The 19,019-nt window shown below is 69.2% G+C and carries 15 protein-coding genes and 1 pseudogene; 6 read left to right on the forward strand and 10 right to left on the reverse strand.

The window, feature by feature from the left end; translation table 11 throughout:
• Window positions 1-6: 6 nt before the first annotated feature.
• The 3 genes from IEY55_RS09890 to IEY55_RS09900 form a co-directional block, all read right to left on the reverse strand.
• Window positions 7-540: an MFS transporter gene (locus IEY55_RS09890; RefSeq protein WP_189056299.1), complete on the reverse strand. Its 534-nt coding sequence runs from the start codon at window positions 538-540 to the stop codon at window positions 7-9.
• An 85-nt stretch (window positions 541-625) separates the two neighbouring features.
• Entirely contained in the window at window positions 626-1,903 is a 1,278-nt protein-coding gene (locus IEY55_RS09895; protein WP_189056301.1) for an NADH:flavin oxidoreductase/NADH oxidase family protein, read from the reverse strand.
• A 135-nt stretch (window positions 1,904-2,038) separates the two neighbouring features.
• Entirely contained in the window at window positions 2,039-2,608 is a 570-nt protein-coding gene (locus IEY55_RS09900; protein ID WP_189056303.1) for a TetR/AcrR family transcriptional regulator, read from the reverse strand.
• 465 nt (window positions 2,609-3,073) lie between these two features.
• On the opposite strand from IEY55_RS09900, the gene IEY55_RS09905 reads away from it, so the two are divergent.
• Window positions 3,074-4,027, forward strand: coding sequence for a 5'-3' exonuclease (locus IEY55_RS09905; protein ID WP_189056305.1), 954 nt, complete (start codon window positions 3,074-3,076; stop codon window positions 4,025-4,027).
• A gap of 157 nt (window positions 4,028-4,184) precedes the next feature.
• Here IEY55_RS09905 and IEY55_RS09910 read toward each other — a convergent pair whose 3' ends face one another.
• Both IEY55_RS09910 and IEY55_RS09915 read right to left on the reverse strand, forming a co-directional pair.
• Window positions 4,185-4,787 carry an SRPBCC family protein gene (locus IEY55_RS09910; RefSeq protein ID WP_189056307.1) on the reverse strand — a complete coding sequence of 201 codons (603 nt, stop codon included), beginning with the start codon at window positions 4,785-4,787 and terminating at the stop codon, window positions 4,185-4,187.
• A gap of 1 nt (window position 4,788) precedes the next feature.
• A pseudogene (locus IEY55_RS09915) lies at window positions 4,789-5,396 on the reverse strand (ArsR/SmtB family transcription factor).
• A gap of 712 nt (window positions 5,397-6,108) precedes the next feature.
• Here IEY55_RS09915 and IEY55_RS09920 point away from each other — a divergent pair.
• From IEY55_RS09920 to IEY55_RS09940, 5 genes are all read left to right on the forward strand, one after another.
• Window positions 6,109-7,296, forward strand: a complete 1,188-nt coding sequence (locus IEY55_RS09920) for a phenylacetate--CoA ligase family protein (protein ID WP_229686225.1) — start codon at window positions 6,109-6,111, stop codon at window positions 7,294-7,296.
• A complete protein-coding gene (locus IEY55_RS09925) occupies window positions 7,293-7,499 on the forward strand; it encodes a hypothetical protein (protein WP_189056311.1) in 207 nt (68 codons plus the stop codon). Before IEY55_RS09920 ends, IEY55_RS09925 begins: the two co-directional genes overlap by 4 nt.
• Window positions 7,496-8,602, forward strand: coding sequence for a GNAT family N-acetyltransferase (locus IEY55_RS09930; protein ID WP_189056313.1), 1,107 nt, complete (start codon window positions 7,496-7,498; stop codon window positions 8,600-8,602). Before IEY55_RS09925 ends, IEY55_RS09930 begins: the two co-directional genes overlap by 4 nt.
• Window positions 8,603-8,671: 69 nt before the next feature.
• Window positions 8,672-9,832 (forward strand): LuxE/PaaK family acyltransferase, encoded by a 1,161-nt coding sequence (locus IEY55_RS09935; protein WP_189056315.1) that lies wholly within the window; start codon window positions 8,672-8,674, stop codon window positions 9,830-9,832.
• Window positions 9,833-9,837: 5 nt separating this feature from the next.
• Window positions 9,838-12,348 carry an acyl-CoA reductase gene (locus IEY55_RS09940; protein WP_189056317.1) on the forward strand — a complete coding sequence of 837 codons (2,511 nt, stop codon included), beginning with the start codon at window positions 9,838-9,840 and terminating at the stop codon, window positions 12,346-12,348.
• Between the two features lie 129 nt (window positions 12,349-12,477).
• Here the strand turns inward: IEY55_RS09940 and IEY55_RS09945 are convergent, their stop codons facing one another.
• The 5 genes from IEY55_RS09945 to gcl all read right to left on the reverse strand — a co-directional run bounded on the left by IEY55_RS09945 (window position 12,478) and on the right by gcl (window position 18,977).
• Window positions 12,478-13,017: a GNAT family N-acetyltransferase gene (locus IEY55_RS09945; RefSeq protein WP_229686226.1), complete on the reverse strand. Its 540-nt coding sequence runs from the start codon at window positions 13,015-13,017 to the stop codon at window positions 12,478-12,480.
• A 123-nt stretch (window positions 13,018-13,140) separates the two neighbouring features.
• Window positions 13,141-14,310: an allantoicase gene (alc, locus tag IEY55_RS09950; protein ID WP_189056320.1), complete on the reverse strand. Its 1,170-nt coding sequence runs from the start codon at window positions 14,308-14,310 to the stop codon at window positions 13,141-13,143.
• Complete coding sequence (gene allB, locus IEY55_RS09955; protein WP_189056322.1) at window positions 14,307-15,644, reverse strand: allantoinase AllB; 1,338 nt, start codon at window positions 15,642-15,644, stop codon at window positions 14,307-14,309. Before allB ends, alc begins: the two co-directional genes overlap by 4 nt.
• 498 nt (window positions 15,645-16,142) lie before the next feature.
• Window positions 16,143-17,264: a glycerate kinase gene (locus IEY55_RS09960; protein ID WP_189056324.1), complete on the reverse strand. Its 1,122-nt coding sequence runs from the start codon at window positions 17,262-17,264 to the stop codon at window positions 16,143-16,145.
• Window positions 17,265-17,273: 9 nt separating this feature from the next.
• Window positions 17,274-18,977 carry a glyoxylate carboligase gene (gene gcl / locus IEY55_RS09965; RefSeq protein ID WP_189056326.1) on the reverse strand — a complete coding sequence of 568 codons (1,704 nt, stop codon included), beginning with the start codon at window positions 18,975-18,977 and terminating at the stop codon, window positions 17,274-17,276.
• Between the last annotated feature and the right edge of the window lie 42 nt (window positions 18,978-19,019).

The raw sequence follows: 19,019 nt of genomic DNA on the forward strand, positions 1-19,019 counted from the left end.
CTGAGCCTAATGTGCGGAGGTGACGGGCACGTTCGCCCGGGGGCGCACGACCGTGGTGTCCAGCGTCCGCCAGTCAGGGAACACCAGTGGGCACAGCGTGACCAGCAGATACACCACACCGGCGGACACAAACCCGCCAGGCAGGCCCCACGTCGCAACCGCCACGTCCGCCCCGAGTGCACCCAGCGGCGTGGCCGACAGCGCACCCGCGTTCAGCATGCCCATCACACGACTGCGGAACTCCTCGGGCACCCGATCCAACACGACGACACCCGACAGCGGGTTCAGCGTTCCGCCGAACATCCCGGCCACGAACATCGCGAGCGCGAGCCACCACAGCCCCGGGCCCAGGAGGAATACCGCGGTGCGTGGTGCGCCCCCAATGAAGAAAATGAAGAAGCAGACGGTGTAGACGGCCCACCGGGACATCCGGTGGCCGAGACAGCCGTAGCCGATGCTGCCGAGCACCGCCCCGGCGCCGCCCCCGCCGAAAAGCAGGCCAACGCAGCCACTCCCGCCGAGGACCTCCCTGCCATACAAGGGAATGAGGATGGCCAGCCTCGCTCCAGCGTGTCTGGCCGCGGGCTTCGGGGGAGGGTGATCGATGCGGTCCTGCGTCGCGATGTCAGCTTCGCTTGCGGCGGAAGGCGTCGATGCCGTTGCGACGCAACATGGTGACCAGGGTTTTCCACCACGGCCGCGCCGGGTCGGGATCCGCGCCGTCGCCGAGGCGCTGCAGCTGGTCGGTGTGCCACTGCAGGTCCAACGCCCCGTCGAGCACCCGAAAATTGCCGATCCTCGACAGCGGTCCCCGCCTGCTGAACGAGATGGTCCCCGCGGGCAGGCGGTCGTTGCGCTCGGCGAGAACGCCCGCCGCCGCGTCGGTAGTGAGGCACGTCGGCCGACCGAGCCCGACCACATCGCAGGCTCCCGAGCCGATCGCCTCCGCCATCGCCGCGCGGGACCGGAAACCCCCGGTGACCGCAAGGGGAACGTCGGTCGCGGTCTCCCGGACCGTCTGCGCGTACTCGAGGAAATAGGCTTCACGAGCGCGGGTGCTGGCCGCCCGGATTCGGCCGCGGCCCATCATCGCCGGGGACTCGTAACTGCCGCCGCTGATCTCGATCAGGTCGACGCCCTCGCCCGAGAGGTTCTCGAGCACGGACCGGGACTCGGCCTCGGTGAATCCGCCGCGTTGGAAGTCCGCGGAGTTGAGTTTGATGCCGACGGCGAAGCTGGGCGTGACGCGGGTGCGGATGCGACGCACGATCTCCAGCATGAACCGCCGACGCCGCTCGGGGTCTCCTCCCCAGCGGTCGGTGCGCTGGTTGGCCAGCGGTGAGAGGAACTGGGACACCAGGTAGCCATGGGCGCCGTGGATCTGGACCCCGTTGAACCCGGCGGCCTCGGCAATGGTCGCGGCTGTGGCGAAGCGGTCGATGATGTCTTCGATCTCGGCTTCGGTCAGCGCCCGGGGCGTGACCATGCCGGGGATCCTTGGCGCGATCGCTGAAGGCGCGACGGGGCGGCGCCGGGTCACCAGCGGGTTGGCCTGCCGGCCCGGGTGGTTCAGCTGCACCCAGATCGGGCTCCCGCCGTCCTGGGCGGCCTTGGCCCAGCGGGCCAGCCCGTCGAGGTCGCGGTCGTCCTCGATGACGACGTTGCCCGGTTCGCCGAGATAGTCGCGATCAACCATAACATTGCCGGTGATCACGAGCCCGTACCCGCCGGTGCCCCAGCGCCGGTAGAGACGCTCCAGCCGCACGCCCGGGCCATGGCCGTCGGCGAGCGCCTCGCTCAGCGCCGACTTCATCAACCGGTTGGGCAGAACCTGCCCGCAGCGGAGCGGCAACGGGTCACTCAGTGCGGCTACTGGGCACTCCTGACCCTCGGGTGATGCCATCGCGGCCCCCGTTATGTCGAGTTGCATAACCTGAGGCTGGCGACGCTACCTGCGACCACGAGTAACAGTCAATGGGGTCGGGAGCCGTTCGGCGCCGGGCCTTCCATTCAGCGGCCGGCGCAGGAGCCACCGGGTTCAGACGCCGAGGGTCTGCCGCAGCAGCAGGGTGAGTTCCGACTCCACCTCGTCGAGGGGATTCATGCTGCGCTGCGTCTGGCACATCGTGATCGCACCCTCGATCGCGGCGACCACGAAGGTCGCCAGCGACCGCGCCCGGCGCGGCACCACGTCCTGCGCCACCAGATAGTCGGTGAGCAGCTCCCGCCAGGCATCGAAGGCATCGGACGCCGCCTGCCGGGCCTTGGGATACTCCACCCCGGCGACCCCGGCCGCCACGATCGGGCACCCTGCGGCGCAGTCACTCCGCCCCAGCATGGAGCGCCACAGCTCGATCATCCCGCGAAGCGCCTCGAGCGGATCATCGGAATCCGTGCAAGCCCGAATGGCGGCCGTCATCCACTCGCCCGCGTGCCGGGTCGCGTCCTCGGCCAACTGTGCCTTGCCGTCCGGGAAGTAGTGATAGATCGAGCCACGCGGCGTCTCACTGTCCCGGATCACGTCGGCGAACGCCGTCGCCGACAACCCGTGGATCTGGAACAACCGCACCGCGCTGGCCACCATCCGGTCCCGGACCCCACTACCCATCGACTTGGATGCCCTCCCCTCGCCATGTATGTGAACTGACATAACAGCAGTTTAGAGCTTCCCTGACACGGCCGCGTGGGTCTCGCACGGATTTCGGCTCCTGCCGCCGCTCGGCCAGGCCGGATCCTGCTCTTCTCTGCTGCGCTCTGGCGCCAGCCCTCAGTGGGGTGCCGGTGAGGGAGTTGTAATCAGCCGCCCGGCGACGAGTCGGGCAGGTGGCCGTTAACGCGATGCCGACTGCGTCCTGAGCCTCAGCCTGTCACCGAAGTTCTCCACCCAACCTGGTCCCTCGCGACCGCAATGAGTCGCACAAGGCGGTCGCCACGTCGTTTGCGGCTGGTGGAGCCTGCTGATCGGCATTTGAGGATATGTTGGAAGTTGATTTAATTGACACTGAAGCTATTGCGCATCCAGTTTTCGTTGTCCCTGAGTCGCGGTGTCGGGCCGGCCTGGCAGGCTGTGGCCGTGACCGGTCCCCTGGTGCTGCTGGACGCCGCAAGCCTGTACTTCCGCGCCTACTTCGCGTTGCCGGACTCGATCAAGGCGCCGGACGGAACCTCGGTGAACGCCGTGCGCGGCTTCACCGACATGGTCGCGAAGCTCATCACCGACCGCCGCCCCGGACGGCTGGTCGCCTGCCTCGACGCCGACTGGCGCCCGGACTTCCGAGTCGCCGCCATCCCCTCCTACAAGGCGCACCGCCTCGCCGACGAGGAGGCCAACGCCGAGGAGGTGCCCGACACCCTCACTCCCCAGGTCCCGGTGATCCTCGAGCTGCTCGCCGCGTTCGGCATCGCCACCGCCGAGGCCGAGGGGTACGAGGCCGACGACGTGATCGGCACCCTCGCCGCCCGGGAGGACACCGACCCCGTCGTGGTCGTCACCGGCGACCGCGACCTGTTCCAGCTCGTGCGCGAGGAGCCGACGCCGGGCCGCGTGCTCTACGCGGGTCGCGGCCTGAGCAAGGCCGAGGTGTACGGGCCCACCGAGCTGGCGGAACGCTACGGGCTCCCGCGCGAGCGGGCGGGTGCCGCCTACGCGGAGATGGCGGTGCTACGCGGGGACCCTTCCGACGGCCTCCCCGGTGTCGCCGGGATTGGCGAGAAGACCGCTGCCAGGCTCATCACCGAGTTCGGATCCCTGGCCTCGCTGCTCGCCGCGGCCGATGACGAGACGGATCGACGGCTCAGGCCCGCGGTGCGCGCCAAGCTCCTGGCGGCCAAGGACTACCTCGCCGCGGCACCCGGCGTCGTCAATGTCGTCACCGACTCCCCGGTTCATCTCGACCGCCCCGACACCCTTCCCCACGAGCCGAAGGATCCCGAGCACGTCGCCGAACTCCGTGCGCGCTGGGGGCTCGGCGGCCCCGTCGACCGCCTGCTCACCGCGCTGCGTGGACGTCCGTGGTCGCCTGAATAACCAACCGAGCCAGCCGCCCCCTTGGTTCTGGGAGGCATGTGAGAAGGCGACATGGAAGTGTTGGCCGCAATGCTGCGCGAGGACGCACGAAACACGATGCCGCCGATGCCTTCCTGCATGGTTGGCCGGGAGACCCTAATCAGGGCGCGGACGAAGGTCATGGTGGGACCCGAGACGCGTGGGGCGACATGCGCGTCGTGCCCGTCTGGGTCAACCGACAGCCCTCGGCCACGGAGTCGGCGACGCCCTCGATCGGCGGGAGTCCCTCCGGGGTAAGCCGTACCCGGTCCCCTTCGTTGAGCGGCTCTGTGACGCCGAGTTCCCGCAACAACACCGGCCAAGCCTCCTCCGCGGCAGAGGACGGTGGTGCATCGGCCTCGACGTAGGTGGCAGGCCGGCCAGCGAAGTGCTTCAGGTAAAGCGCGAGGGTGTGGAGGTACATGTCCCAGCCGTGGCTGGTCAGGTCCTCATACCCACTGTCCCAGTTGTCGCTGAGAAAACCACTGTGTACGAAGCGGAGCACCGTGCTACCGCCTTCGCGGGCCTCGATCAGGTACTCGAAGGCGTGGGTGGTGCCGTCCTCGGCCGCAGGAAGCCGCACCGAGAAGTGGTTGGGCGGGTTCCAGGCGACGACGGTGGCCCCCTCGGGAACCGCCTGGGTTTCGAACAACCACGCGGCGGGGGTGGTGATGGCCTCCCACACCTGCTCGGGCGTGGCGTCGAGCTCGGCCTCCTTGCGCATCTCGAACTCGCGCGGCATGTCAGGTCTCCTTCGCTGCGGTGGTGTTGTCCCCGGTGCGGACGCTGGGGTGGATCGCGACGACCAGGCGGTGCGTCCGCCCGCCTTCGGCCTTCTCGTCGTGGTACTTGCCGACCAGGTGACGGCCACGGTCAGCTCGGCGGCGAAGGCGACGCGGTCGGCCGCCGAGGCGAACCGCACCTCGCCGTCCATCGCGAAGGTGGTGAGCCGCTTACGGGCCTTGCTCGCCCCGGTGATCAGTCGCCCCACGTCCCGTACCAGGCGGGCCGCGACGGCGAGCAGCCAGCGGGCCGACAGCTGGTCCGGTGAGCGGGCGGGATCGGGCTGGACCTCGGCGAGGGCACTCGGGGAGATCACGTACGACGCCGCGGTGGCGCGCAGGATCCGCTCGGTGCAGTTGCCCTTCCGCCGCTCCTCAACCAGCTCGACGAGCCCATGCCGCTCCAGGGCCCTCAGGTGGTAGTTCACCTTTTGCCTGGGTAGACCCAGCCCGGCGGCCAGCGTCGTCGCCGAGCCCGGTTCGCCCAGCTCCGCCAGCAGCCGGGCCCGCACCGGGTCCAGGGTGACCTCGGCCGCCGCTGGATCCTCGATCACCGCCACGTCGAGCATGTCCGTACGGTGCTGCCGACAACTCTTCTTGTCGAGACACGCAACTGTCGGCGATCGTGTTCACAAGGGCCCCGGCTGGTCCCCGCGGGCGCCGGGCACACGACACCGTCGGCCGCCCCGCCGAACCGGCTGGCGACGAGGACGCCGCGCTACGCGCGAGTCGAGGAAAACCTCGCACAGAATCTCCCGTGATCATTCACACAACGGCACGCAGGACGGCAGCGACGAAACCTCCAGAATAGACATAACCGCAACACATGACCAAAAACAACGGACCCCAATATTTCGGAGATCAACCACCACGACCGGGGTTTCCCATAATTACCGCAGGATCCGTGTCCGACTTGCCCGAAAAATCACTACGTCCAACCGGGAAAAGGTGATCAACAACACAGTGCGAACACCTGTACATCGCCACGAAGACCGCGGTGACACAACGGGTTCACGCCCTACGTCACGTAGCACATCGCCCGCACGGGCGCACCGGAACGCGACACGAAGGTGTTATAGTTAATGACGGGGCCAGCACGTGACCAGGGGATGACCTACAGGTTCTCCCCGTTCCTTCCTGCCCGCCGGAAGTCTTCCTTTCACCTGGTGTGGGCACGGCCCCGCGAACCGCCCCCACCCCGTACCGGGATTAACTATGCCTATTTACAAGTTACCCGAACTCGTCGCGCACGCAAGAGCGAATTCGTCATTCTACGGGAGGTTGTACACCGACCTCGGCCGGGCACCGGGCCGGCTGGCCGATCTCCCCGTCGTCGACCACGAACGGTTCTGGGCCGCCAACACCCTCACCGACAACCAGGTGCTGACCGGACCGCTGTCCAATGGCCTGGTGTTCCGCAGCGGTGGCACCACCGGCACCCCCAAGTTCGCGGTGTACACCCACGAGGAGTGGCGCACCTTCACCGCCGCCTTCGGCCGCGGGATCGCGGCGGCGGGCGTGCGCACCGGTGACCGGGTCGCCAACCTCTTCTATGCCGGTGACCTTTACGCCAGTTTCTCCTTCGTCTCGCGGTCGCTGGAACAGGCCGCGCCTGCCGTGCTGGAGCTGCAACTGGGTGGCCGGCTCCCGGTGGCAGCCCTTGCCTCGCCCATCACCGACTTCGCGGTCACCGTGCTCGCCGGCCTGCCCACCACGGTGCTCGCGCTCGCCGAGCACCTGGTCATGGCCGGTCGGACGCTGCCACACGTCCGCCTCATCCTGTTCGGTGGTGAGCTGTTCTTCGCCGACCAGCAGCCCCTGGTAGCGGCGGCGTTCCCCAACGCGGTCATCGGTTCTCTCGGGTACGCCAGCGTGGACGCAGGTCTCCTCGGCTGCCCGACCGGTGGCGAGGACACCCGCGTGCACCGGGTCTTCACCCCGGAGACCGTCGTGGAGATTCTCGACGAGACCACGGGCCAGCCCATCACCGGTGCCGGGCAGCCGGGCAAGATCGTGCTGACGAACCTCACCCGCAGGTTGCTGCCGATCCTGCGGTACCCGGTCGGCGACCGTGCCGAGTGGGTCGACCCGGACGCCGGCCTGTTCCGGCTGCTCGGCCGCTCCGAAGAGGGAGCCCGCGTCGGTCCGGTGGCCCTGCAGCTCACCGAGCTGCAGGAGGTCGTGGCCGCTGCCGACCACGACGGTCGGATCAGCGGGGTACAGGTGGTGTTACGGCACCTGGCGGGCAGGGACCAGCTCGTCCTGCGGCTGGTTGCCGGTGGCCCGGGCCTGGACACACTGGCCGAAGCCGTTCGCAAGCAACTCGACGCCGACCGGCCCCTGTTCGCCGACCAGGTCGCGACCGACGCCATCCATCCGTTGGCCGTGGAGTGGATCGGCGCCAGTGAGTTGGCCGTCAACCCGCGCACCGGTAAGCAGCTCCGGCTCGTTGACGAGCGCACCGCATGAGCGCCCCGGCACTGTCTGTACGGCGCGCCCGGTTGGCGCTGCGAGATCGGGACTTCGGCCCCGTCTGGTTCGTGGCGGTGATCGGCTGGTGCATCGGCCTGATCAACGTCAGGTTCATCGCCCTGTTCCTGGGCCCGATGCCGATTGCCGCCGTGTTGGCATCACTGTCCGCCCCCGATCGTGTCACCGAGGACACCAAGTGATCGTCGAATCCGCCTCGTCCCACGACATCGACGAGCTGATCCGTCTCTATCGTGCCGTCTACGGTCCTCACTACCCGCTTCCGCTGGGCACGGATCCGGTGGTGATGGCGAAGTTCATCAACAACCCGGACGTTCGGTGGCTGGTAGCCCGCCGACCCCAGGACCGGTCTCTCGTCGGCTCCGCCGTGTTGGAGATCGACCCACAACGCCGGATCGCCAAGATCGAAGGCGTCGTCGTCCATCCCGACCACCGGTCCGGGAAGGTGGCGCAGCACCTGGTGGCCGGCCTGAGCGACTTCGCCTTGTCGCCCGGCGGGCCGGTCGACTCGGTCTACGCGACCGCCCGAACGGTGTCACCGGCCCCGCAGATCATGTTCCTCCGTAACGGATATCTCCCGCTCGGGATCTTTCCCCACGCCCGCAAGCTGCAGCGTTACGAGACACTCGTCCTGCTGGCCCGGTTCGCCGACGGTGTGTTGAGTCGTCGGCATTCCCACGGCCCGCTCCCCGAGGCGTTGGGTTCGCTGCTGTCTGCGGCCGAACGGGCGGCCGGCCTGTCCTTTTATCCCGCCGAGGTGGTCGATACCCCGCCACAACCGACCGTGGCTTCCCGCCCCATGGACTGGGAACTGGCCAGCATCACCGGTATCGCCGACGGAGAGGTCCGTTACCCGTTCCACTCCCCCAACCTGCTCGCACAGGCCATCGACGGTTCCGTCACCGTGCGGGCAAACCTGGGCGAGAACGACGGGTACTGTGCCCTACTTGACGCAAACCCGGGCCTCACCGCACTGAACGCCCATTTGGAGAGCCTGGTGGACGTCCTCTCCCGGCAGGGCGTGCGCTACCTCGAGGCTCTCCTCCCGCTGGATCGGCCCGCCGACATCGACGCGCTCCTAGGGCAGGGCTTCTTGCCGACCGCGCTCTATCCGGCCATGCGGCGGGAGGGAGAGCTGTTCCGGGACCACGTCGTGCTCTCCCGTCTCCTCCAGCCGCTGGACTTCCGCGAGCTGGTGGTGGCTCGGCCGTTCGGGCCCTTCGTGTCCCACTACCTCGACCTGTGGACCGCCACCTACCTCGCTCCCCTTCGCGTCGCGAGCTGACCGCCAGGGGCACCAGTGGCGCCAGCCACCCGAACCCATGGCTGCCGGAAGGCATGAACAAGGACGTAGATGAGCAAGTACCTCAACCCGATCTCTGTTCCCGATCCCCAACTCCTCTCCGAGGTCCAGCGGCTCTGCGACATCGCCAACCCGTACGCCGCAGGAACCGACGTCGACGAACTCTTCCTGTCGGCGATGGAGCAGGCCAACACCTGGCACGCAAAGCGCTCGCCGTTCTTTCGCAGCCTGTGGGACGCCAAAGGAGCGTCCCCGGCGAGCATCGACGGTCTCGGCGAGCTCCCGATGGTGCATGCCAACCTGTTCAAGACGCACGAGATCCTGTCGCTCGATCCCGCAGCCGTCTCCCTGCACCTGACCTCCTCCGGGACGAGCGGTCAGAAGTCGCAGATGTTCTTCGACGAGTGGACCATCCGTGCGGCGCAACGCATGGTGGCCTTCATCTTCGACCACTACGGGTGGATCACCCCGGACCAGCCGGTCAACTACCTGTTGTCCAGCTACCAACCGACCCCGGGCTTCAAGCTGGGCACGTCCTTCACCGACAACTACCTCTGCGACTTCGCACCGGCGAACTCCGTGGAGTACGTCCTACGCCATACCGGGCAGGGCCACGAGTTCGACATGTTCGGGACAATCCAGGCGATGGTGCGATTCGCCGAGGAAGGCATGCCGGTGCGGATCCTCGGCTTCCCCGCCTTCCTCTATTTCACGCTGGAGCGGATGCGGGACCTGGGTGTGCCGCCGCTGCGGCTACACCCGGATTCACTGGTGTTCTTCGGCGGGGGCTGGAAGGGCCACGCGGACAAGCAGATCGCCAAGACCGAGCTCTACGACCTGGTCGAGCACCACCTGGGCATCCCGAACGAGCGGCTTCGTGACGGCTTCGGCTCCGTGGAGCACTGCGTACCGTACGTGGAGTGTCGAAACCACAACTTCCACGTTCCCGTGTGGTCGCGTGTGCTGATCCGATCCGTGTCCGACCGCCGGGCCCTGCCCTTCGGTGAGCGCGGCTTTCTCCAGCTCGTCTCGCCCTACGTCACCTCGGTGCCCGCACAGAGCGTCGTCATGGCGGACCTGGCCTCACTGTACCCGGCCGCTGAGTGCGGTTGCGGTCTGTCCACCCCGTGGTTCGTGGTCCACGGCCGGGCCGGTATCAGCCGCAACCGGAGCTGTGCCGTCGCCGCCGCCGAGCTACTCAAGGGAAAGTGATCGACATGCACCACCTCTGGCAGGGCGAGTGGCTCGGGAACGACGAGGTCGAACAGCGGCTCGCCAGCCTCGACTCTTTCGTCCATCTCGCGCTGGAACGCCCGTTGGACCGGCAACTGGTCATCTCCGCGTGTGACCGCCTCTCGGTCGCGTTGCTCGACACGGAGAGCTCGACGCACGCCCGGTTACGGGAAACGCTGCTCGCAGCAGGATCCGACCCGGATGAGGTCACGAGCACGCTCACCGAGGTCGGGCTGTTCCTGCGGCGTGAGGACCTGGAGCGCAAGGTCCGCCGCGAGCTGGGCGGCGTCGACGCCGGACGGCTCGCCCGGCCCGACGCCCGAACGCCTGTCTTCGAGGCGTGGGTGCCGGTCGGTGTGCTCGTTCACGTGTTGCCGGCCAACTCCGCCACGGTCGGACCGCTGGCCATCGTCGAAGGCCTCCTCGCCGGAAACCTCAACATCGCTAAGGTCAGCAGCCGCGATACGCTCTTCACCCATCACGTGATCGCCGAGCTGGCCGCGCTGGATCCCTCTGGCCGGATCGCCGAGCACGTCGTGGTCCTGCGGTTTCCCTCCCACAACACGGCATGGCTGGACGCGCTGTGTACGCAGGCGGACACCGTTGCGGTGTGGGGCGGTGAACAGGCGGTGTCGAGCGTCGCCGAACACGTGCCCGCCGGCTGTCGGCTCGTCGAATGGGGCCCGCGGATCTCCTTCGCCTATCTCACCGCCGATTCCTCGACGGACCCGGCGGTTCGCCGTGCCCTGGCGCATGAGGTGTGTCAGGCCGAACAACAGGCGTGTGCCAGCCCCCAGGTGGTCTATGTCGACACCGAGGACACTTCCGAGGTGTTCGCCTTCGCCCAGCAGCTCGCGGACGAGCTGGCCACGCTGAGCCCGAGGATTCCCAGGCAGGAACCCGAGCTGTTGGAACAGGCCGAGATCAGCAACGTGACGATGGTCGCGGAACTCGAGGCCCACCTCGGCATGACCAGGGTGTACAGCGACCCGGCCGGGTCATGGCGTGTCCTGGCTGATTCCCGGTCCGAGTTGCGCACCTCACCGCTGTATCGAACGGTCTGGGTGAAGCCGCTGCCCCGCAGGCAGATCGTGCGGACCCTGCGACCGATGCGGCGGTACCTCCAGACGGTGGGGCTCGCCGCTGACCGGCTCGACACCGCGGTGCTGGCCCGATCTTTCCTCGCCACCGGTGTGCTCCGGGTGACGCCGATCGGTTCGATGCTGGAGAGTTATCCCACCGAGCCGCATGACGGGGTCTATGCACTTCCCCGCTACAGCCGACGAGTGAGCGTGCGCCTGGACGACCGGTTCGTCACCGACAGCTGCCTGGACGACCTCGTCCACGCTCCTGCGGCAACGACACCATCGGACAGCCCCGTAATGACCAAGGACGACTTCCAGAACATGCGGGTCGAGCCACGTCACGCGGAGCTGTTCTTCAAAAGCGGTGGCAGCTCCGGTGTCCCGAAGCTGTCGGTCTTCACCTACGACGACTACCACGAGCAGATGCGCTGCACCGGAGAGGGCCTGCTCGCGGCCGGGTTCGACCCGGCGGCCGACCGCGCCATGAACCTGTTCTTCGGCGGCGGGCTCTACGGAGGTTTTGTCAGCTTCTTCTCGGTCCTGGAGTCGCTACGCGCCGTGCAGTTCCCCATGGCTGCGGTGGGCGACTACGCCGCTGTTGCCGAGACGATCGCCGGCCACGGGGTGAACACCCTGTTTGCGATGCCCTCCTATCTGCTGCGGCTGTTCGACGCAGGTGCGAACGTCCTGCGGGAATACGGTGGGGTACGCAAGATTTTCTACGGAGGCGAGCACTTCAACCCACGTCAGGTGCAGCGACTGCGCGACCAGTTCGGCATCGAGCTGATCAGGTCGGCGGTGTACGGCAGCGTCGACGCCGGCCCACTGGGCCACCAGTGCTCGCACACCGAGTCCCGGGTCCACCACCTGTTCACCAGGCTGCACACCCTGGAAATCCTCGACCCCCAACAGGATCGGCCCGTCGGCCCGGGCGAGGTCGGCCGGTTGGTGTTCACTGCGCGGCTGCGGACCGGCCAGCCACTTCACCGATACCAGATCGGCGACCTGGGCCGATGGGTTGCGGGGGACTGCGGCTGTGGACGCCGCACGCCGCGTTTCGAGCTCCTGGGCCGGTTCGGTGACGTGTTCCGGATCGCGTCGATTTTCCTGAACTACCAAAGGTTCGTCACAATCGCCGAGGAAGAGCTCGCTTACGCCGGCGAGCTGCAGATCGTGCTCCGAGCCGACGGGAACAGGGAGTCGGTTGTCGTACGGCTCGACGCCGACCGGACTCCGCCGGAGGTTGACTGCGGGGCCACCTTCCTCCGGCACTACGCGGACCTCCGGGAGGTCGTCGACACCGACGGGCTGCTGAGCTTCGCGGTCGAGGCGGTGCGGCCCGAGACCATGGCCACGACGCCGGGTAGCGGCAAGCTGCGTCGCGTGGTCGACGAGCGGGACCTCGGCTGACCCGAACTCGGCGGCGACGGTCAGCGCGGAACCTGCCACTTCGGGGGCGGGCCATGTCCGGGGACTTGGCCCGCCCCGACATTCTTCGTACTCGGTCGCCCACGTACCGCCGAAGGCCTGGGGACGGAGCTACCAGACGTCGCCGGTGCGCCAGTCGCACATCAGCGGCGCCTGCAGGTCGAAGGGGCCGGTGCAGGGGGTGAGTAGAACGAAGATGTAGCCATCCTCGTCCGGGGTGCGTTGCGGCTTCCCGTCGATTTCGGCCAGGGTGGGACCGAGCACGCGTTGCCAGCCGAGGCTCTGGTAAAGCCTCGCGCCCTCCTCGGTGGCGCCCAGGGCACCCAGCTCGAAGTTGTCCCGGATGTATTCGGAGGCTGCGGTCATCACGGCGCGCCCGTGCCCGCACCCTCGGGCGTCCTCCCGCACCCCCACACCTTCCACATAGCCGGTGCGGTACCGGCGCCGCCGGGAGGTCAGCACACGCTCGACCACGGAGGCGTGTGCGATGGGCTGTTCCTTCTCCGAAATCACGAAGTGCCAGCCGCCCAGTGTGTGGTCCCAGTCCTCCTGGCTGAAGTCATCCTCGAAGACGTCGTCGAGCAGTCCGCGCAGGGCGGCTGTCTCCTTGGGGGTCAGGTCCTCGGTTGCTACCGCGCGGAGTTCGGCCACGTTACTGAGCTTGCCACGGTGCTGTCCGACCGATGGCAATGTTTTCCGGTTCATCCCTTTCCCGACCGTAGGGTTCCGGCTGGTGGATGGGTCGGGGGGCGTGCGCACCCACCAGCCGGAAGCTCAGCCCAACAGGAGCTCGGCCACCTGCTCGCCGGTGCCACCGAGCGTCCCCAGGGCGTCCCGCAGCGCCTCGGCTCGGCCATGGGGCCGGCCCGCCATGATCTTGTCCGTCTCGGCCTCGCTCAACCCGGCATCGGTCAGCACGACCCGGGCCTGCCCCGCACCGAGCAGTTCGAACCACCGGATTCCCAGGCGTTCCCGCGCGGCACGGGTGAGCGCTCCGTAGAGGCGCAACCGGGCCATCCCACCGTCGGGGTAGACGTCCAGCCGCACGTGGGTGGCGACTTCGTCGACGGCGACCGGGAACCGGTGCCGGGTGTCGGGCTGCAGCCGCGTCCTGGGCAGGATGTCGAACCAGGCCGCCGGGTCCTCCGGGTTGGTCGTGCCACGCACGGACGCCCAGCCGGGCGCGTTACCCACGAAGTGTGTGGTGTCCAACTCGGCCAGTGTGATGCGACCGGTCTCGGCCAGGCGCACGCTCACCCAGTCGTTGTCGCCGTCGCGGCGGCGTGCGGTCTCCCATCCCTCCGCCATCCCCCGGGCCTGTCCGGGCGCGATGAGGTTGTTCGGCGACGAGTAGAACTTGTTGCTGCAGTCCAGAACGCTCGCGCCGGCTTCCAGTGCGGCGAGGTTCACCGGCCCGGCGTCGAGCAGCCGGGGATCGGCGACGGGTTCTCCGTGGACCCGGAGCCGGGCCACGCCGCCATCGGGATAGATGCACAGCCGGACGTGGGTGATCCGCTGCTCCACGTCGACCGCGAACGTGTTCTTGGTGTCCCCCTTCACCGGGGAGCGGGGTACCAGCGGTACCCACTCGGCTTCGGCCAGCTCGGCCGACGACGGGTAGCCCTCCGCCGAGGCGCCCTCGACCGAGACCTCGGGCGGGTAGTTCCCCGTGAACCACGAGGTGTCGACGACAACGCCGCGTACCACGCCGGGCAGGCCGAGCCGCACGATGGCCTGGTCGTACCCGGGCTCGCGCCGGCGGCGGGTCTCCCAGCCGTCGTAGATCTGTCCCTTGTGGCCGAAGGCGTGCGGATGGAACACCGCGTCCTCGGGCTTGATGAGGTTCTCCCGCTCGGCGAACAGCTCGTCGTTGGCGAACACCACGCCGCCGCCGAACCGGCGGGAGGCCAGGTCGGGCAGTTCGGTGAAGGAAGCGTCGGTCACGCGGCACCCCTCTCGAGTAGACGGCCGATCGGTTGGTCCCCGGTGATTTCCGTGCCGCGCAGCCAGGTGGAGCGCACCATTCCGGCCAGCGGCCGCCCGGCGTACGGGGTGACCGGGTTGCGGTGGTGCAGCCGGGCCGTATCGACAACGAAAGCCTCATCCGGTGCGAAGACGCAGAAGTCCGCGTCGTAGCCGAGTGCGATGCGTCCCTTGTGCCGCAGGCCGGCCAGTTCGGCGGGGCGCTCGGCCATCCACCGCACGACGTCGGACAGGGAGTGGCCGCGGGGACGGGCCTGGGTCCAGATCGCGGGCAGGCCGAGTTGGACGGAGGCGATGCCGCCCCAGGCGACCCCGAAGTCACCGATGTCGAAGCGCTTGAGGTCGACGGTGCACGGCGAGTGGTCGGAGACGACGCAGTCGATCACGCCCTCGGCCAGGCCCTGCCAGAGCAGTTCGCGGTTGCCGGCCTCCCGGATGGGCGGGCAGCACTTGAACTGCGTTGCGCCGTCGGGAATCTCCTCGGCGCAGAAGGACAGGTAGTGCGGGCAGGTCTCGGCGGTGACGCGCACCCCGTCGCGGCGGGCCGAGGCGATCAGCGGCAGCGCGTCGGAGGACGACAGGTGCAGGATGTGCACCCGGGTTCCGGTCCACCGGGCCAGCTCGATGACCTGGGCGATGGCGACGTTCTCGGCGCCGCGGGGCCGGGAGGCGAGGAAGTCGTGGTAGTGCTCGCCGTGGGCGGTGGGTGCGTGGTCGATGGCGTCGGAGTCCTCGGCGTGCACGATGAGCAGGCCGTCGAAGGTGCCCAGCTCGCGCAGCGCCGCCTCGACACCGGCGGCGTCCAACGGGGGAAACTCGTCGACGCCGGAGTGCAGCAGGAAGCACTTGAAGCCGAACACGCCGGCGTCGTGCAGGCCGCGCAGTTCGGCGGTGTTGCCGGGGACGGCGCCGCCCCAGAAACCGACGTCGATGTGGCACTGTCCCTCGGCGGTCTTGCGCTTGACCTCCAGCGACGGGGTGTCGACCGTCGGCGGGACGGAGTTGAGCGGCATGTCGACGAGGGTGGTGATGCCCCCGGCCGCGGCGGCCCGGGTGGCGGTGGCGAACCCTTCCCATTCGGTGCGGCCGGGTTCGTTGACGTGCACGTGGGTGTCGACGAGCCCGGGCAGCAGGGCCTCGTCGCCGGTGAGGTCGACGACCCGGGCCGCCGGCAGGTCGGCGTCGAGGGGTTCCAGCGCCACGATCCGGCCGTCCCGCACGCCCACGGCGCGGGCCACCTCGCCAGCGGTGGTGATCACCCGTTTCGCGCGCACCACGAGGTCGAGTTCGTTCATCCCACTCCCCATTGGTGTATCCCGTGCGGTGGGATTCGCCGCGAGCGCTCCATCCGCACTAATCCACGTTGATCCGCACTGAAAGATTCCGATTTATGGAATCGCTCTTTCTCGAAACGAAACTTATGTCCGGCCCGAACCGGGGTCAAGGGCCACTCCGCGGCGCTTGGCCTTGATTCACCGGCCCTGCCTGGCGGCCGGCGATGCCGCGGCCAGCCGGGCGGTGGGTGGTACCGCCGGGACGGGCATCGTGTGTGGGCACCCGTGGGCCCAGCCCGACGGGACCACCCCGGGGAGCCTGGACGGTCGGCCGGTCGACGACGCAGTTACGGCCGGCCCGGCCAGGCCCGGTTCAGGGGCTGTTACCTCCGCTACCTCCGCTCAGCGGACGTCCCGACCGTCGAGGCGGGAACCCGCTCCGTGCCGGGTCACCCCGACATGTCGCGTCGCCGGGTCCTGGTTCCCCGTGCGGACCAGGAAGTCACGGCGCCACGACCGTCAACGCAGCCAGTCGCATGCGATCTGGGCACCGAGCCGCTGCACCAGCACGGCGGCGTTCGCCACGCACCGCGCCACGTCCGGTTCCAGGGCGGTCAGCGCGTATGCGCGCTCGATGCCCGCCTGCCGCAGCCGGCGGGCATCGAGCGCGACCTGTCCGGCGACTGCCACCACCGGCACCCCCTCGGCCCGCGCCGCCGCGGCCAGCCCCGCCGGCGCCTTGCCGCGCAGGGTCTGGGCGTCCAGCGAGCCCTCCCCGGTCACCGCCAGCCGCGCCCCGCGCAGCTGCGCCCGAACGTCGAGCAGGTCGAGCAGGTACCCAACACCCGACCGCAGCTCCGCGCCGAGGACGGCGAGTGCGGCGTGCCCGACCCCGCCGGCGGCGCCTGCCCCTGGTTCGCCGGCGAGGTCCTTGCCGACCGCGCGGGCGGTCAGTTCCGCCCAGCGGCGCAGGCCGGCCTCCAGCAGGGCCACCTCGGCCGGGCTGGCCCCCTTCTGCGGCCCGTAGACCGCCGCGGCCCCGGCCGGCCCGAGCAGCGGGTTGTCCACGTCCGAGGCGACCACGAACCGGGTCGTGGTCACCGCCGGGTGCAGCCCGGACAGGTCCAGCTCGGCGGCGCGGGCCAGTGCCGCGCCGCCCGCCCCGACCGGCCGGCCGGCCTCGTCGCGCAGCCGGCCGCCCAGCGCCTCGACCATCCCGGCGCCGCCGTCGGTGCAGGCGCTGCCGCCCAGCCCGAGGACGACGGTGTGGCAGCCCGCCTCCAGAGCCGCCCGCACCACCTCCCCGGTCCCGGCGCTGGCGGCGGTCAGCGGGGCCCTGGTGCCGCCGGGCAGGCGGCGTAGCCCGGAGGCGTCGGCCAGCTCGACCACGGCCGTGCCGTCCCGCTCCGCGTAGGCGGTGTCCACCGGCCGGCCGGTGGGGCCGGCGGCCCGGACCGGCACCCGGCGGAAGCCGGCGGACACCGCCGCGTCCAGGGTGCCGTCGCCGCCGTCGGCGATCGGGGCGCGCCGCACCTCGACGCCGGGGGTCACCTCGGCGATGCCCGCGGCGACGTGGTCGGCCACCTCCCGCGCGGTGAGCGACCCCTTGAACTTGTCCGGAGCGATGACGACGTGGCTCATGTGGTGCCCCTACGGGTTCGGCACGGGCTCGGGCTCGATGATCCGGTCGATGCGGGTACCGGCGGCGATGTCGGCCTCCCGTTCGATCATCACCTCCACCAGCACCGGCCGGCTGGTGCGTTCGGCCTCCTTGCGGGCCCACTCCAGGGCGCCGCGGATCTCCTCCGGGTCGCGGACCCGGCGGCCGGAGCAACCGTACGCCTCCATGATCTTGACATTGTCCGAGCCGAACTCGTCGTAGTGGATGTCGACCTCGTAGTTCATGTCGTAGCCCTTCTCCGCGAAGCGGATCAGGCCGAGGTACTCGTTGTTGAGCATGACGAGGACGAACGGGACGTCGTACTGCGCGGCCACGGCCAGCTCCTCCACCAGGAACTGGAAGGAGTAGTCACCGACCACGCCGACGACCTCGGCCTGTGGCTTGGCCTTCTTGACGCCGATCGCGGCCGGGATCTCCCAGCCGAGCGGGCCGGCCTGCCCGCAGACCTGGTAGTGCCGGGGCTGGAAGGTCTGCTGGAACTGGCCGGACCAGATCTGGTAGAGGCCGATCGCGGTGACGAAGTAGGTGTCGGGGCCGAAGGTCTGGTTGATCTCGTTGAACACCCGGTTGGGCTTGATCGGGACGTCGCCGGAGTCCATCGGCCGGGTCAGGGTCCGCTTCAGCTCGTTGACCCGCTCCACCCAGCTACCCGCGGTCCGGGCGGTGGTACGGCGCCGGGCCGCGGCGAGCAGTTCGCGCAGGAACAGCCGGGCGTCGGAGACGATGCCCAGGTCCGGGCCGAAGACCCTGCCCAGCTGGGTGGGCTCGACGTCGACGTGGATGAATCTGCGGTCGCCGCGGTAGACGTCGAGCTCGCCGGTGTGCCGGTCGCCGAACCGGGCGCCGACGGCGAGCACGAGGTCGGACTCCAGGAACGAGGCGTTGCCGTAGCGCTGGTGGGTCTGGATCCCGGTCATGCCGGCGAACAGCCGGTGGTCTTCCGGGATGGCGCCCTTGCCCATCAGGGTGACCTGGACCGGGACGTCGAGGTACTCGGCCAGCTCGACGAGCTCGTCGGTGCCGCCGGCCAGGATCACGCCGCCGCCGGCCAGCAGCAGCGGACGCTCGGCGGCCAGCAGCATGTCCAGGGCGCGCTCCACCCGGGGCAGGTGTGGCTCGACGGCGGCGACCGGCAGCGGGGCGTCGAGGCCGGCGTCCCACTCGATCTCCTGCTTGGCCACGTCCAGCGGGATGTCGACCAGCACCGGGCCGGGGCGGCCGGAGCGGGCGATACGGAACGCTTCGCGGAAGATCCACGGGGCCTGGGCTGCTTCCTTAAGCTGCACCGCCCATTTGGTGACCGGGCGGGCGATCTCGACGATGTCGACCGCCTGGAACGCCTCCTGGTGCAGCTTGCTGCTGACGGCCTGTCCGGTGATGCAGACGATCGGGATGGAGTCGGCGATCGCCGTGTAGAGGCCGGTGATCATGTTGGTTCCGGCGGGACCGGAGGTGCCGATGGCGACGCCCACGTTGCCGGTGGTGCGCGCCCAGCCATCGGCCATGTGCGTGGCGCCCTCCTCGTGGCGCACGACGAGGTGCTCGATGCCCCGGTCCTGTTCCATTGCCTTGTACAGCGGCAGGATGGCGGCGCCGGGGCAGCCGAAGACGGTGTCGACGCCCTCGGACTTGAGGACCTCGACCACCGCCTGCATGGCGGGGATCTTGGGCATGGTGGTAGACACCTTTCGGGAGCGGGCGGCCGGCCGTGCGTT

Origin of the sequence: Longimycelium tulufanense (assembly GCF_014645795.1) — a bacterium.
Taxonomy (GTDB): domain Bacteria; phylum Actinomycetota; class Actinomycetes; order Mycobacteriales; family Pseudonocardiaceae; genus Longimycelium; species Longimycelium tulufanense.

Coding starts and splice junctions, on each gene's coding strand:
- IEY55_RS09960 (WP_189056324.1), bottom strand. CDS start 17,264: ATGAGCCACGTCGTCATCGCTCCGGACAAGTTCAAGGGGTCGCTCACC.
- gcl (WP_189056326.1), bottom strand. CDS start 18,977: ATGCCCAAGATCCCCGCCATGCAGGCGGTGGTCGAGGTCCTCAAGTCC.
- IEY55_RS09935 (WP_189056315.1), top strand. CDS start 8,672: ATGAGCAAGTACCTCAACCCGATCTCTGTTCCCGATCCCCAACTCCTC.
- allB (WP_189056322.1), bottom strand. CDS start 15,644: ATGAACGAACTCGACCTCGTGGTGCGCGCGAAACGGGTGATCACCACC.
- IEY55_RS09925 (WP_189056311.1), top strand. CDS start 7,293: ATGAGCGCCCCGGCACTGTCTGTACGGCGCGCCCGGTTGGCGCTGCGA.
- IEY55_RS09900 (WP_189056303.1), bottom strand. CDS start 2,608: ATGGGTAGTGGGGTCCGGGACCGGATGGTGGCCAGCGCGGTGCGGTTG.
- IEY55_RS09940 (WP_189056317.1), top strand. CDS start 9,838: ATGCACCACCTCTGGCAGGGCGAGTGGCTCGGGAACGACGAGGTCGAA.
- IEY55_RS09895 (WP_189056301.1), bottom strand. CDS start 1,903: ATGGCATCACCCGAGGGTCAGGAGTGCCCAGTAGCCGCACTGAGTGAC.
- IEY55_RS09910 (WP_189056307.1), bottom strand. CDS start 4,787: ATGCCGCGCGAGTTCGAGATGCGCAAGGAGGCCGAGCTCGACGCCACG.